The organism is Micromonospora luteifusca (assembly GCF_016907275.1).
Lineage (GTDB): Bacteria > Actinomycetota > Actinomycetes > Mycobacteriales > Micromonosporaceae > Micromonospora > Micromonospora luteifusca.
The window spans coordinates 2,016,226-2,029,134 of sequence record NZ_JAFBBP010000001.1 but is presented as its reverse complement, the minus strand read 5'-3'; the positions used below and the strand labels follow the sequence as shown (position 1 = coordinate 2,029,134).

Annotated in this window: 12 protein-coding genes; 9 read left to right on the top strand and 3 right to left on the bottom strand. The window is 71.3% G+C overall.

What is annotated here, in order from left to right; all coding sequences use genetic code 11:
- Positions 1-8 precede the first annotated feature (8 nt).
- Positions 9-2,015: an ethylmalonyl-CoA mutase gene (locus JOD64_RS08765; protein WP_204941780.1), complete on the top strand. Its 2,007-nt coding sequence runs from the start codon at positions 9-11 to the stop codon at positions 2,013-2,015.
- A gap of 34 nt (positions 2,016-2,049) precedes the next feature.
- Here the strand turns inward: JOD64_RS08765 and JOD64_RS08760 are convergent, their stop codons facing one another.
- On the bottom strand, positions 2,050-2,667 hold the full coding sequence (locus tag JOD64_RS08760; RefSeq protein WP_204941779.1) for a DUF4126 domain-containing protein: 618 nt from the start codon (positions 2,665-2,667) through the stop codon (positions 2,050-2,052).
- A 71-nt stretch (positions 2,668-2,738) separates the two neighbouring features.
- Between JOD64_RS08760 and nucS the strand changes: the two genes are divergently transcribed.
- Entirely contained in the window at positions 2,739-3,398 is a 660-nt protein-coding gene (gene nucS / locus JOD64_RS08755; protein ID WP_204941778.1) for an endonuclease NucS, read from the top strand.
- 38 nt (positions 3,399-3,436) lie between these two features.
- On the opposite strand, the gene JOD64_RS08750 is transcribed toward nucS, so the two are convergent.
- Positions 3,437-4,933, bottom strand: a complete 1,497-nt coding sequence (locus tag JOD64_RS08750) for an aldehyde dehydrogenase family protein (protein ID WP_204941777.1) — start codon at positions 4,931-4,933, stop codon at positions 3,437-3,439.
- 255 nt (positions 4,934-5,188) lie between these two features.
- On the opposite strand from JOD64_RS08750, the gene JOD64_RS08745 reads away from it, so the two are divergent.
- From JOD64_RS08745 to JOD64_RS08715, 7 genes are all read left to right on the top strand, one after another.
- A complete protein-coding gene (locus JOD64_RS08745) occupies positions 5,189-5,605 on the top strand; it encodes an FHA domain-containing protein (protein ID WP_204941776.1) in 417 nt (138 codons plus the stop codon).
- Between the two features lie 142 nt (positions 5,606-5,747).
- The gene (locus tag JOD64_RS08740; protein ID WP_372434104.1) at positions 5,748-6,821 is read left to right on the top strand and encodes an alpha/beta hydrolase; all 1,074 of its coding nucleotides are present in this window, start codon (positions 5,748-5,750) and stop codon (positions 6,819-6,821) included.
- A gap of 125 nt (positions 6,822-6,946) precedes the next feature.
- On the top strand, positions 6,947-8,737 hold the full coding sequence (locus JOD64_RS08735; protein WP_204941774.1) for a 3-hydroxyacyl-CoA dehydrogenase family protein: 1,791 nt from the start codon (positions 6,947-6,949) through the stop codon (positions 8,735-8,737).
- 40 nt (positions 8,738-8,777) lie between these two features.
- Complete coding sequence (locus JOD64_RS08730) at positions 8,778-9,272, top strand: SigE family RNA polymerase sigma factor (protein WP_204941773.1); 495 nt, start codon at positions 8,778-8,780, stop codon at positions 9,270-9,272.
- On the top strand, positions 9,269-10,357 hold the full coding sequence (locus JOD64_RS08725; protein ID WP_204941772.1) for a hypothetical protein: 1,089 nt from the start codon (positions 9,269-9,271) through the stop codon (positions 10,355-10,357). Before JOD64_RS08730 ends, JOD64_RS08725 begins: the two co-directional genes overlap by 4 nt.
- A gap of 64 nt (positions 10,358-10,421) precedes the next feature.
- Entirely contained in the window at positions 10,422-10,745 is a 324-nt protein-coding gene (locus JOD64_RS08720) for an Rv1322 family protein (RefSeq protein WP_244236068.1), read from the top strand.
- A 100-nt stretch (positions 10,746-10,845) separates the two neighbouring features.
- Positions 10,846-11,655 carry an alpha/beta hydrolase gene (locus JOD64_RS08715; protein ID WP_204941771.1) on the top strand — a complete coding sequence of 270 codons (810 nt, stop codon included), beginning with the start codon at positions 10,846-10,848 and terminating at the stop codon, positions 11,653-11,655.
- A gap of 45 nt (positions 11,656-11,700) precedes the next feature.
- Here the strand turns inward: JOD64_RS08715 and JOD64_RS08710 are convergent, their stop codons facing one another.
- The gene (locus tag JOD64_RS08710; protein ID WP_204945977.1) at positions 11,701-12,780 is read right to left on the bottom strand and encodes an AI-2E family transporter; all 1,080 of its coding nucleotides are present in this window, start codon (positions 12,778-12,780) and stop codon (positions 11,701-11,703) included.
- Positions 12,781-12,909: the final 129 nt, after the last annotated feature.

Genomic DNA, 12,909 nt, shown 5'->3' with positions numbered 1-12,909 from the left:
CTCCAGCCATGGATGAGACGGCATCTTCGGGGCGTCTGCCCGAGCGGGACCGCCCGTGGGTGATGCGCACCTACGCCGGCCACTCGTCGGCCACCGCGACCAACGCCCTCTTCCGGCGCAACCTGGCAAAGGGGCAGACCGGCCTCTCGGTCGCCTTCGACCTGCCCACCCAGACCGGGTACGACCCGGACCACGAGTTGGCCGCCGGTGAGGTCGGCCGGGTCGGCGTGCCGGTGGCCCACCTCGGCGACATGCGGGCGCTGTTCGACGGCCTCCCGCTCGCCGAGATGAACACCTCTATGACGATCAACGCCCCGGCGATGTGGCTGCTCTCCCTCTACGGCACGGTCGCCATGGAGCAGGGCTGGACCGTCGACATGCTCTCCGGGACCACCCAGAACGACATCATCAAGGAGTACCTGTCCCGGGGGACGTACATCTTTCCGCCGGCCGCGTCGCTGCGGCTCACCGCCGACGTCATCGCCCACACGCTGAAGACGATGCCCCGGTGGAACCCGGTCAACATCTGCTCGTACCACCTCCAGGAGGCCGGTGCCACCCCTGTGCAGGAGGTCGGCTTCGCACTGGCCACCGCCGTCGCGGTGCTCGACGCGGTCCGCGACTCCGGCCAGGTGCCGGCCGAGCGGATGGGTGACGTGGTGCAGCGGATCTCGTTCTTCGTCAACGCGGGCGTGCGCTTCGTCGAGGAGATCGCCAAGATGCGCGCGTTCGGCGTGCTCTGGGACGAGATCACCCGGGACCGGTACGCGGTCACCGAGGCCCGGCAACGACGGTTCCGCTACGGCGTACAGGTCAACTCGCTCGGCCTCACCGAGGCGCAGCCGGAGAACAACATCCAGCGCATCGTGCTGGAGATGCTCGGGGTGACGATGTCCCGCGATGCCCGGGCCCGCGCGGTGCAGCTGCCGGCCTGGAACGAGGCGCTCGGCCTGCCCCGCCCCTGGGATCAGCAATGGTCGCTGCGGATGCAGCAGGTCCTGGCGTACGAGTCGGATCTGCTCGAATATCCCGACCTCTTCGCAGGCTCGCACGTGATGACCGCGCTGGTCGACGAGATCGTCACCGGTGCCCGGGTCGAGCTGGACAAGGTGCTGGAGTTGGGCGGTGTGGTCGCCGCCGTGGAGAGCGGGTACCTCAAGAGCGCGCTCGTCGGCTCGCTGGCCGAGCGCCGCCGTCGGATGGAGTCCGGCGCCGACGTGGTGGTCGGGGTCAACCGGTACACCGAAACCGAGCCCTCCCCGCTGACCGCCGCCGGTGCGGAAGCCGTCGAACAGGTAGATCCCACGGTCGAGGCCGCCGCCGCGGACGGCGTACGCCGGTGGCGCGCCGACCGGGACGCGGCCGTGGTCGACGCGGCACTGGCCCGGCTGCGCGCGGACGCCGCGACCACCACCAACCTGATGCCGGCCACCCTGGCGTGCGTGCGGGCCCGGGTGACCACCGGCGAGTGGGCCGGCGCGCTGCGCCAGGTCTTCGGCGAGTACCGGGCACCGACCGGCCTGGCCGGCGCCACCGGCAGCGGCGGCGACCCGGGCCTCGCCGCCGTCCGCGAACGGGTCGCCGCCACCGCCCGCGAGCTGGGCAGCGGCCGGCTGCGTCTGCTGGTCGGCAAACCCGGCCTGGACGGGCATTCCAACGGCGCGGAGCAGATCGCGGTACGCGCCCGCGACGCCGGATTCGAGGTCGTCTACCAGGGCATCCGGCTGACGGCGGGGCAGATCGTCGCCGCCGCCGTCGAGGAGGACGTCGACCTGGTCGGGCTGTCGGTGCTCTCCGGTTCGCATCTGGCCGCCGTGCCCGCGGTGCTCGACGGGCTGCGTGCCGCCGGCCGGGCGGACCTACCGGTGGTCGTGGGCGGCATCATCCCGGCCGGTGACGCGGACACGCTCCGGGCGGCCGGAGTGGCCCGGGTCTTCACCCCGAGGGACTTCGCCCTCACCGGCATCATCGACGACCTGGTGACCGTCATCCGCAACGCCAACGACCTGCCCTGATCCCACGGGCGGCGGGCAGGTCCTGGCGTGAGGTTCAGACGCGGAAGCCCGCGGCGCGCGCCGCTTCCCGTTCCCGGCGGCGTTCCGAGCGTCGGCGGATGAACCAGTAGATGAACGCCACCAGACCGAGCAGGAAGACGAGCACCAGCACCGGCAGGATGATCGCCACCACGGAGACCACCACGCTCGTGGCGTCCTCGGCGGTGCTGGCGACCGGGGCGCCGAACCCGGCGGTGGTCGCGTTGATGACGGGGCGTGCCGCCGACTTGAGCAGGTGCACGCCCAGCGCCAGCAGCACGCCGGTGACGACCGGCACCCACTGGTGCGAGGAGAAGAAGCTCCCCGGGTCACTGACCGTCACCGTCTCCGACGAGGACCCGGCGCCGAAGGCCAGGCCGCCCGCGGTGGGCCGGACGACGGTCTGCACCACATCGTTGACGTGGTCGACCACGGGCACCTTGTCGGCCACCACCTCCACCGCGAGCAGCACGGCCAGGATGACGATCACCCAGCCGTTGCCGAGCCAGGTCCAACCGCTGGGGAGGTCGACCAGGTCGGAGTAGCGGCCGAGAAGACCGAGGATGAGCAGGGGTATGTAGGCGTTCAGCCCCGCTGAGGCGGCGAGACCGGTGCCGGTGAGGACTTCGAACACGATCTCAGCATCGCATCGACGCGCCAGTGCCGCTCGCTGGCGACCGGTGGGTGCTCGGCTACCCTCGTCGGGTGCGGTTGGTCATTGCGAAGTGCTCGGTGGACTATGTCGGACGGCTCTCGGCTCACCTGCCGCTGGCCACCCGGTTGCTGATGGTGAAGGCGGACGGGTCGGTGTCGATTCACGCCGACGACCGGGCGTATAAGCCGTTGAACTGGATGAGCCCGCCGTGTCGGCTGGAGGAGGCCCCCGGTGTGTGGCGGGTGGTCAACAAGGCTGGCGAGGAGCTGCGGATCACCCTGGAGGAGATCTTCCAGGACACCTCGTACGAGTTGGGTGTGGATCCGGGCCTACGCAAGGACGGGGTGGAGGCGCACCTGCAGGAGTTGTTGGCCGCCAACCCCGGTGTGTTGGGTGAGGGGTTCACGCTGGTCCGCCGTGAATACATGACGGCGATCGGCCCGGTCGACCTGCTCTGCCGGGACGCCAACTCCGGTGCGGTCGCCGTCGAGATCAAGCGGCGTGGCGACATCGACGGGGTGGAGCAGTTGACCCGCTATCTCGAGTTGATGAACCGCGACCCGCTACTCAGCCCGGTTGCCGGGGTCTTCGCCGCCCAGGAGATCAAGCCGCAGGCCCGGGTGCTCGCCACCGACCGGGGCATCCGGTGTGTGGTCGTGAACTACGACAGGCTGCGGGGCATCGAGAAGGACGAGCTGACGCTCTTCTGATCGGCTCGCCGCCCGGCCGCCGTGGACGAAGAGTTCACCTACCTCCCGTACATCACCTTGATGGCCTTGACGAGCCGGGCCACGTCGGTCGGGGTCCGTTCGAAGGTCATCGACGGCAGCAGCGAACGGGCCCGACGGCGGGTGATCGCCTTCGCGCGGCCGAACTCGCGCAGCCCGTCCTCGCCGTGGATCCGCCCGAAGCCGGAGTCGCCGACCCCGCCGAACGGCAGGGTGGACATGCCGGCGAAGGTCAGGGTGGAGTTGATCGAGGCCATGCCGGAGCGCAGCTGACGCGCGATGGACACCGCGCGTCGTCGGCCGAAGACCGAACCGCCCAGGCCGTACGGCAGGGCGTTGGCGCGGGTAACGGCCTCGTCGGCGTCGCGGACCCGGTTGATGGTCAGCGTCGGGCCGAAGGTTTCCTCCCGGACGGCGGCCGACTCCTCTCCGACGTCCACGAGCACGGTCGGATGGACGTACGGCGGCCGCACCGCACTCGGGCCGCCCAGCACCGCACGCCCGCCGGAGGCGATAGCGGCGTCGATGTGCCCGCGGATCACGTCGAGCTGCCGGGGCATGGTGATCGGGCCGATGTCGCTGCCCTCCGCCCCGACGGTCAGCTGACCGGCGCGGGCCACTACCTTGTCGACGAAGGCGTCGAAGATCGAGTCGACGGCGTACACCCGCTCGATGCCGATGCAGGTCTGGCCCGCGTTGGTCATGCCGCCCCAGACGCACGCCTCGGCGGCGGCGTCCAGGTCGGCGTCGCTGTCGACGATCATCGCGTCCTTGCCGCCGCCCTCGATCAGCACCGGGGTCAGTGTCTCGGCGCAGGCGGCCATCACCTTCCTGGCCGTGGCGGTCGAGCCGGTGAAGGCCACCTTGTCGACCCCGGAGCGGCACAGTGCCGCACCCACCTCGCCCAGCCCGTGCACGGCGGTGAACACCGGCTGCTCGGGCACCACCTCGGCGAAGCTGTCCACCAGCCACTGCCCGGCGGTGGGCGTGTACTCGCTCGGCTTGAGCACCACGCCGTTACCGGCGGCCAGCGCGTACGCGGCCGAACCGATCGGCGTGAAGACCGGATAGTTCCATGGCCCGATCACGCCGACCACGCCGTGCGGCTGGTATTCCAGATGCCCGGAGAACTCGGCGAGGATGAGCCGGGACCGCACCCGGCGCGGGCCGAGCACGCGGCTGGCGTTGCGGGCGGCCCAGTCGATGTGCTCGATCGCGGTGACGATCTCGACGATGGCGTCGGCGATCGGCTTGCCGCCCTCGACGTGCACCACCTCGGCCAACTGCTCGATCCGCTTGGCCAGCAGGGCGCGCCAGCGCAGCATCCGTTCGCGGCGGCCGGTGAAGCCGAGCCCGGCCCACCACTCGCTGGCGGCGCGGGCGCGGTCGACGGCCCGCCGCACGTCGGCCTCGGTGGCAACCGGAAAGCGGCCGGCCTCAGCGCCGGTGGCCGGGCTCGTGGAGATCAGCTGATCCGCCTCGATGACCGGGAGACCCGGGACATGCACAGCCGTCATGGCGGAAGTCTAGACCCGAGGATTACTCGCCGGTAGGTCTCCGATCCCGGGCGGCGGAACCGGAGTCGCGCAGCCTCGCTCGATCGTTGATCAGTGCAGCTCAGGGCATCGACGACAGAACGGCCCGTCCGAACCGTCGAACCGCGGATGGTCGGGAGGTCACGAGGAGCTGACCGGCCGGTCGGTTCTGGTGATTACCGTCTGATGGCAGGCTGACGCGCGGAGTAATGGTGTGGGGTGGAGGGCTGACTGTCCATGGAGGAACATCCGGAGCTTTTACCGTTGTTGACGGTCGCGGGCGGGCCGATGCGCGGGGCGAGTTTTCGACTTCGGGTCGAACCGCAAGTGATCGGCCGGGCACCGACCGGCCATGTTGTCATCGGTGACCCGCATCTGAGCCGCCGCCACGCGGAGGTGTGGCTGGCCCCGGAGGGCCCGTCACTGCGGGACCTCGGCTCGACCAACGGCACCTGGCTCAACGATCGCCGAATCATCGAGTTGGAACGTCTCTCCGACGGAGACGTGATCCGCCTCGGCCGTACCGAACTGCGCCTGTTCGACCCGGGGGTGGCGCACACCGATCCGGTGGGGCTCAGCTTCGGCCCGTCCCGGCGGGACGTCCGACCGACACTTCCGCTGCCGTTGGCCGCGCCTCCCGGCGTCCGCCGCTGAATGTGGAAAGGGCCCTTGTCGTCGCCCTGCGACAACAAGGGCGCTTCTGCACGACCGCACGCCGACCCGGGCGTGGCCCACACCTGAGCCGCGCCCGGGATGGCTGTCCGGCACCTGGACCGGCGGAGGCGGCCGTGGCAGCATGCCGCGGATGGAAACCGAGCAGCGGACCGTGACGGCGAACGGCATCACCCAGGCGGTCCGGGTGGCCGGCCCGCCGGACGGCACCCCGGTGCTGCTGATCCACGGCAACTGCTCGTCCGCGCTGTTCTGGGAGCCGCTGGTCCGGCGCCTGCCGCCGACGCTGCGGGTGGTCGCCCCCGATCTGCGGGGGTACGGCGACTCCGCGACGGCTCCGGTGAACGCCACCCGGGGTTTGCGGGACTTCGCCGACGATGTGGCCGCCCTGCTGGACGACCCGACGCTCTTCGGCGCCAGCAACGTCCGCCCAGTGGTGGTCGGGCACTCCCTCGGCGGCGGAGTGGCGATGCAACTGCTGGTCGACCATCCGCACCGGGTCAACGCGTTGCTGCTCGCGGCGCCGGTCTCCCCGTACGGCTTCGGTGGCACCCACGACCTGACCGGCACGCCGACCACCCCCGACTTCGCCGGAACCGGCGCCGGCACGGCGAACCCGGACTTCGTCGCCCGGCTCGCGGCCGGCGATCGGAGCGCGGACACCCCGGCCAGCCCACGCGCCGTCCTGCGAGCGACCTATGTGGCCGATCCCGCCTCGCTGGGCACGGACGAGGATCTGCTGCTGGACACCGTGCTCTCCACCGCCACCGGGGACGACAACTACCCGGGCACGGCGGTGCCCTCGGAGAACTGGCCGGGCACCGCGCCGGGAGAGCGCGGGGTGCTCAACGCGCTTGCGCCGACCCACTTCCGGCTCGCCGACGAGCTGGTCGCCGTCGCCGGCAAACCCCCGGTCGCCTGGGTACGCGGCGACGCCGACGTCATCGTCTCGGACACCTCGCTGTTCGACCTGGCGTACCTGGGTTCCCTGGGTCTCGTGCCCGGCTGGCCAGGCGCGGAGTCCTGCCCGCCGCAGCCGATGATCGGCCAGACCCGCGCGGTGCTGGAGCGGTACGCGGCGGCCGGCGGCGCGTACCACGAGGTCGTGCTGCCTGGCTGCGGTCACAGCCCACACCTGGAGCGCCCGGCGGAGTTCGTCGCGGAGTTGCTGGCACTGACCACCGTGCCCGTCCCCTAGAGGCCCTGCGCGCCGTGGGTGAAATTAGCCACGGCGTCTCGACAACCGAACGTCACGTGGCAGACTCGCGCGCATAACCTTATCGGCCGTTCAGGGGCCGGGCGGAGTGTCTGGGGAGGCCGGTCGTGGCGCGCGAGTTCAGCACCGTGGGTGTGGTGGGGCTGGGCACCATGGGTGCCGGCATCGTCGAGGTCTTCGCCCGCAACGGCATCGACGTGGTGGCGGTCGAGATCTCCGAGCCGGCGCTGGAGCGCGGTCGGGCCACCCTCACCCGCTCCACCGACCGGGCGGTCGCCAAGGGCAAGCTCGCCGCCGCGGACCGCGACGCCCTGCACGAGCGGGTGCACTTCGCCGCCGGGCTGGACGCGCTGCACTCCGTCGACCTGGTCATCGAGGCGGTGCCCGAGCACCTGGACCTCAAGCAGCGGATCTTCGCCGAGCTGGACCGGGTCTGCCGGCCGGAGACCATCCTCGCCACCAACACCTCGTCGCTGAGCGTCACCGAGATCTCGGTGGCCACCACCCGGCCCAACCAGGTGATCGGCATCCACTTCTTCAACCCGGCTCCCGTGATGAAGCTGGTCGAGGTGGTCCGCACGGTCGTCACCTCACCCGAGGTCGTCGCCGACGTCGAGGCGCTCTGCGCCCGGCTCGGCAAGGTCGACGTCACCATCAACGACCGGGCCGGCTTCATCGCCAACGCGTTGCTCTTCGGCTACCTCAACCACGCGGTCGGCATGTTCGAGTCGCACTACGCGACCCGGGAGGACATCGACGCCGCGATGAAGCTCGGCTGCGGCCTGCCGATGGGCCCACTGGCGTTGATGGACCTGATCGGCCTGGACACCGCGTACGAGATCCTGGACACCATGTACCGGCGCGGCGGGCGGGACCGCCGGCACGCCCCGGTGCCGCTGCTCAAGCAGATGGTGACCGCGGGGCTGCTCGGCCGGAAGTCCGGACGGGGCTTCTACACCTACGAGCGGCCCGGTTCGCCAGTGGTCGTACCGGATGAGGCGACGCCGCCGGCCACGGAGGCCGCGCTCGCCGACGGGGCTCTCGCCATCGCGAAGGTCGGCGTGGTCGGCTCCGGGACGATGGCCACCGGGATCATCGAGGTCTTCGCGAAGGCCGGCTACGAGGTCGTCTCGGTGACCCGGGGCATGGAGAAGTCCGCGACGGTCTGCGAGGCGGTGAAGACCTCGCTGAACAAGGGCGTGGTGCGCGGCAAGCTCGCCGAGACCGACCGGGACGCCGCGCTCGGCCGGATCACCTGGTCGGCCACGCTCGACCATCTCGCCGACGTCGACCTGGTGGTCGAGGCCGTGGTCGAGGAGCTGAGCGTGAAGAAGGCGCTCTTCGCGAGCCTCGACGAGATCTGCAAGCCCGGCGTTGTGCTGGCCACCACGACCTCCTCGCTGCCGGTGATCGACGTCGCGATGGCCACCCACCGGCCCGCCGACGTGGTGGGGCTGCACTTCTTCAACCCGGCGCCGGTCATGCCGCTGGTCGAGGTCGTCCGCACCATCCGCACCTCCCCGGAGACCACCGCCACCGCCCGCGCGGTCTGCGCCGCGCTCGGCAAGACCGCCGTGGTCTGCGGCGACCGGTCCGGGTTCATCGTCAACGCGTTGCTGTTCCCCTACCTGAACGACGCGGTGAAGATGCTGGAAGCCAGCTACTCGACGGCCGACGACATCGACCACGCGATGAAGCTGGGCTGCGGCTACCCGATGGGCCCCTTCGAGCTGCTCGACGTGGTCGGGTTGGACGTCGCGCTGGCGATTCAACGCGAGCTGTACCTGGAGTTGCGCGAGCCGGGGTTCGCGCCCGCGCCGCTGCTGGAGCACCTGGTCACCGCCGGCTACCTGGGCCGCAAGACCCGCCGCGGCTTCCGCGACCACTCGCACCGCTGATCAGGTCAACGCCGGAGGGCGCCCACGGCGTCTGCAGGGTGTGACCTTCGAGGAGTACGTCAGCAGCCGGGGGCCGGCGCTGGTCCGGCTCGCCCGGCTGCTGACCGGCGACGAGCACCGGGCCGAGGACCTCACCCAGGACACGCTGTCCCGGGCGTACGTGCACTGGCGCCGGATCTCCCGGGCCGACCGACCCGACGTGTACGTGCGCCGGATGCTGGTCAACGCCAACAACTCCTGGTGGCGCCGCCGGTCAAGCCGTGAGCTGGCCGTCGAGACCGTCGTCGACCGGCCGCAGCGCGGCGACCTCGGCGGCGAGGTGGCCGACCGGGACGAGATCTGGCGGCTGATCCTCGGCCTGCCCGACCGCCAGCGGGCAGTGCTGGTGCTGCGCTACTACGAGGATCTCGACGACGCGACGATCGCCCAGATCCTGGACTGCTCGCCGGTCACCGTCCGCACCCACGCGATGCGGGCGTTCGCCAACCTGCGGGAGCGCTACGGTGCCCCGGCCACGAACGGGAGCCGGCCGTGATCGACTTCGACGACCAGATCGTTCAAACCCTGCGGGACCGTGCCGAGGGTGCCGTGGACGCCGGCCGGCTGTTGCGGGCTTCACGCGCCCGCGGCCGCCGCCGCCAACTCCACCGCCGGGTCGCCGCTGGGACCGCGTTGTCTCTGATCGGGGCGCTCGGCGTCGTGGGAGTGACCGGGACGGGCCTCGACGGGTTGTCCGACCGCTTGCCCTGGACCGCCACCACGTCGACCGGGGCCACACCAGGGCCGCCCCGCGTCGACGGGGTGCCTGGTTCCGCCGCCGACCCGGCGTTGGTCGGCAGCGATCCGAACGTGCTGCACTTCGGCCTCGACCCGGCCAGGGCCCGGTATCTGGGCTGGTCGGTTGTCCGGGGCCACACCGAATCGGTACGGCTCAGCGTGCGGGATGACCAACCGGTATATGTCGAGGTAAGCAGTACGCCGGAGTTGTCGATTACCGTCTCATTCGGCGGCGTCGAGGTTGACGCGGCCGCACCGGGGCCCCAGATCTTCGACGGCACGATCCACCCGGCGAGCGGCGGCGTAAGTGCAATGGTCAAGTCGTGGCACCCCGCGCCAGGTCTGTACGCCCGTGCCGTCATCCTGGGAGGGGACCGTGCCGGGCTGGAGCGGGCGGTCGAGGCACTGCGCTGGAACGAGGCTCGCTCTTGCGCCGTGCCGCTGCGGCTCGACGCCCTGCCCGAAGGCGCGTCGCTCACCGGCTGCTCGGTTGATCTCAGCTCCTACCCGAGACTGGTCACCTCGGACTTCACCATTGGGCGGGCGGCGACCCAGGTCATGTTCGTGAACTACCGCTACGCGAGCGGGGCTGGTACCCGTACCGCAGGGAATCGGACTGTCGCTGGCCGGCCCGCGTACCTCTCACCGGACGAAACGACCCTGGATCTGCTCGGCATTCCCAAGACGATGGTGAGTGCCAACTTCGAATGGCAGTGGGAAGGCAGACGGCCGATCGGCGTCGAGCCGGGCGCGTCCAGCGGCTTCACCGAGGCGGATGCGACGACCGTTCTGGCGGGGGCGCGGGTCGTCGAGGACCCGACGCGGCCGGAGAGCTGGGAGTGATCTCAGTCGTCGGGCGGGCTGGCCGCGAGGCTGTCCCGTCTGACGGACCGTACGCTTGGTGACTGTGAGCCCCCGTCGCAATCGCCCTCGCCGGGACGAGAACGCCAACCTGGACGCCGACCGGGTCCGGCAGGGCGTCGCCTCGGTGCAGCAGTGGACCGACGGCGCCTGGCAGGTACGCGGGATCGGCGCGGGCGCGTCGGTCAAGACGTACCGCTGCCCCGGCTGTGACCAGGAGATCCGCCCCGGGGTGGCGCACCTGGTGGCCTGGCCGGCGGACGGCCTGGGTGACCTGACCGACCGGCGGCACTGGCACAGCGGCTGCTGGCGGGCCCGCGACCGGCGTGGCCCGGCGGTCCAGCGCGGTCGCGGCACCCCGCGCTACTGAGCCTCCCGAGCAGCCTGCCTTGTGCCATGGCTTAGCGACCTGGGTCACCCTGTTCGTGCCTGGGCGGGCGGCGGCGGTGACTTCGCGACAGACTTGTCCGGTGAGCACAGCGATCCGCGCGTCGTCGATCCTCCCCGGCCGCCGAGAGGACATCGAGCTGCACACCGCCGATGGTCTGCGGCTGGTCGGTGAGCTGGCCCTGCCGGCCGACCGGCCGCCGGTGGCCACCCTGGTCTGCCTGCACCCGCTGCCCACCCACGGCGGAATGATGGACAGCCACGTCTTCCGTAAGGCGGCCTGGCGGCTGCCCGCGCTGGCCGACCTGGCCGTGCTGCGGTTCAACACCCGGGGCACCAGCAGCCTGCGCGGCACCAGCGAGGGAACCTTCGACCGCGCGGTGGGGGAGCGGTACGACGTGGCCGCCGCCATCGAGTACGCGGAGTTCGCCGAGCTGCCCAACATCTGGCTCGTCGGCTGGTCGTTCGGCACCGACCTGACCTTGAAGTACGGCTGTGACCCGGCGATCGCCGGGGCGATCCTGCTCTCCCCGCCGTTGCGTTTCTCGGCCCCTGCGGACCTGGCCACCTGGGCGGCCTCCGGCCGGCCGCTGGTGGCGCTGGTGCCGGAGTTCGACGACTACCTGCGTCCGACCGAGGCGCGGGAGCGGTTCGCCGCGGTGCCGCAGGCCGAGGTGGTCGGGGTGCCGGGGGCCAAGCACCTCTGGGTGGGTGACGCGGAGACGGTGCTCGACGAGATCGTCCGGCGGGTCAACCCGGCCGTCGAGGTGCCGCTGCCAACGACCTGGGACGGCCCGATGGAGGCCGGCGACGTCAGCGCGTACGCCGACCGGACGGTGGCCTCGTTCGCCGACACGCCCGTCCCCGGTCCGCCCGCGAGCAAGGCCGACTGACCCGCAGGCCGCTGGCCGCTGGCCCGCCGACCCACGACCCGCTGGTCAGCGGGTCTCCTGGCGCGGCAGCACCACCTCGCGCAGGATCAGTTGCAGTGCGGCCACCGTGGGGATGGCGATCAGCGCGCCCACCACGCCCAGCAGGGCCACCCCGAGCAGCGCGGCCAGCAGGGCGGCCACCTCGTTGACCTCCACCGAGCGCCGCATCACCTTTGGGTAGATCAGATAGTTCTCCACCTGCTGGTAGATCAGGAAGAAGACCGCGCAGGCGATGCCGGTGGGCAGGTTGTCGGCGAAGCCGACCAGACTCACGATCACCGCGCCCAGGGTGGCGCCGATCTGCGGGATCAGGTCGGTCACCGCGACCACCACGGCGAGCGCGAACGGGTACGGCAGCCCGACGATCAGCGCGAAGACGAACGTCGTCGCGCCGGCCAGCACCGCGATGCTCAGCGCGCCGACCATGTAGGCGCCAACCTTGGCCAGGATCTCGTCGCCGATCAGTTGCACCCGCTCCCGGCGCGACCGGGGCACCAGCGAGTAGCCCAGGGTGCGCAGCCGGTTGAAGTACGCCAGGAAGTAGATGGTCAGCACCAGCACGGTCAGCGCCCGGAACACCGTGCCGAAGATCAGTTGGGCGCCGCCGAGCACGCCGCCGAGCGCCCGGCCGATCGTGTCCGCGTTGGCCGCGTTCTGCACCCGCTGCACCACGTCGTAGCGCTCCACCAGGTCATTGACCGTCGGATTGCGACGCAACTCCTCGACGTAGCTGGGCAACTGTTCGATGAACTGCCCCGACTGCGTGACGATCGGCGGGACGAGCGCCACCACTCCACCGCAGAGCAGCAGCACCACGGTCAACGCGACCACCGCCACCGCCAGACCGTGCGGCACGCCCCACCGGCGTAGCCGGACCACCGCCGGGTTGAGGCCGACCGCGAGGAAGAGCGCGATCACCACCAACACCAGGATGCCGCCGGCGTTGCGAATCCCCTGATAGAGGGTGTACGCCAGCAGCACGCCCAGGGCGCCGGTGAAACCGATCAGGAAGCTGCTGCGGCGCAGCGGCCGCCCCGGCGTGCCGAACTTCCCGGACGGGACCGCCGGCGGCTCATCCGGGTCGATCCCCGGAGCGGGGACCGGCACCGGAGGCGGCACCTCGGCCGGTGGTGTTTCGGGCTGCGCTGCCTCGGGCTGCGCTGCCTCGGGCGGTGGCGGCCCGGCCGGTGCGGGGTGGCGAGTCACATCCGGGTC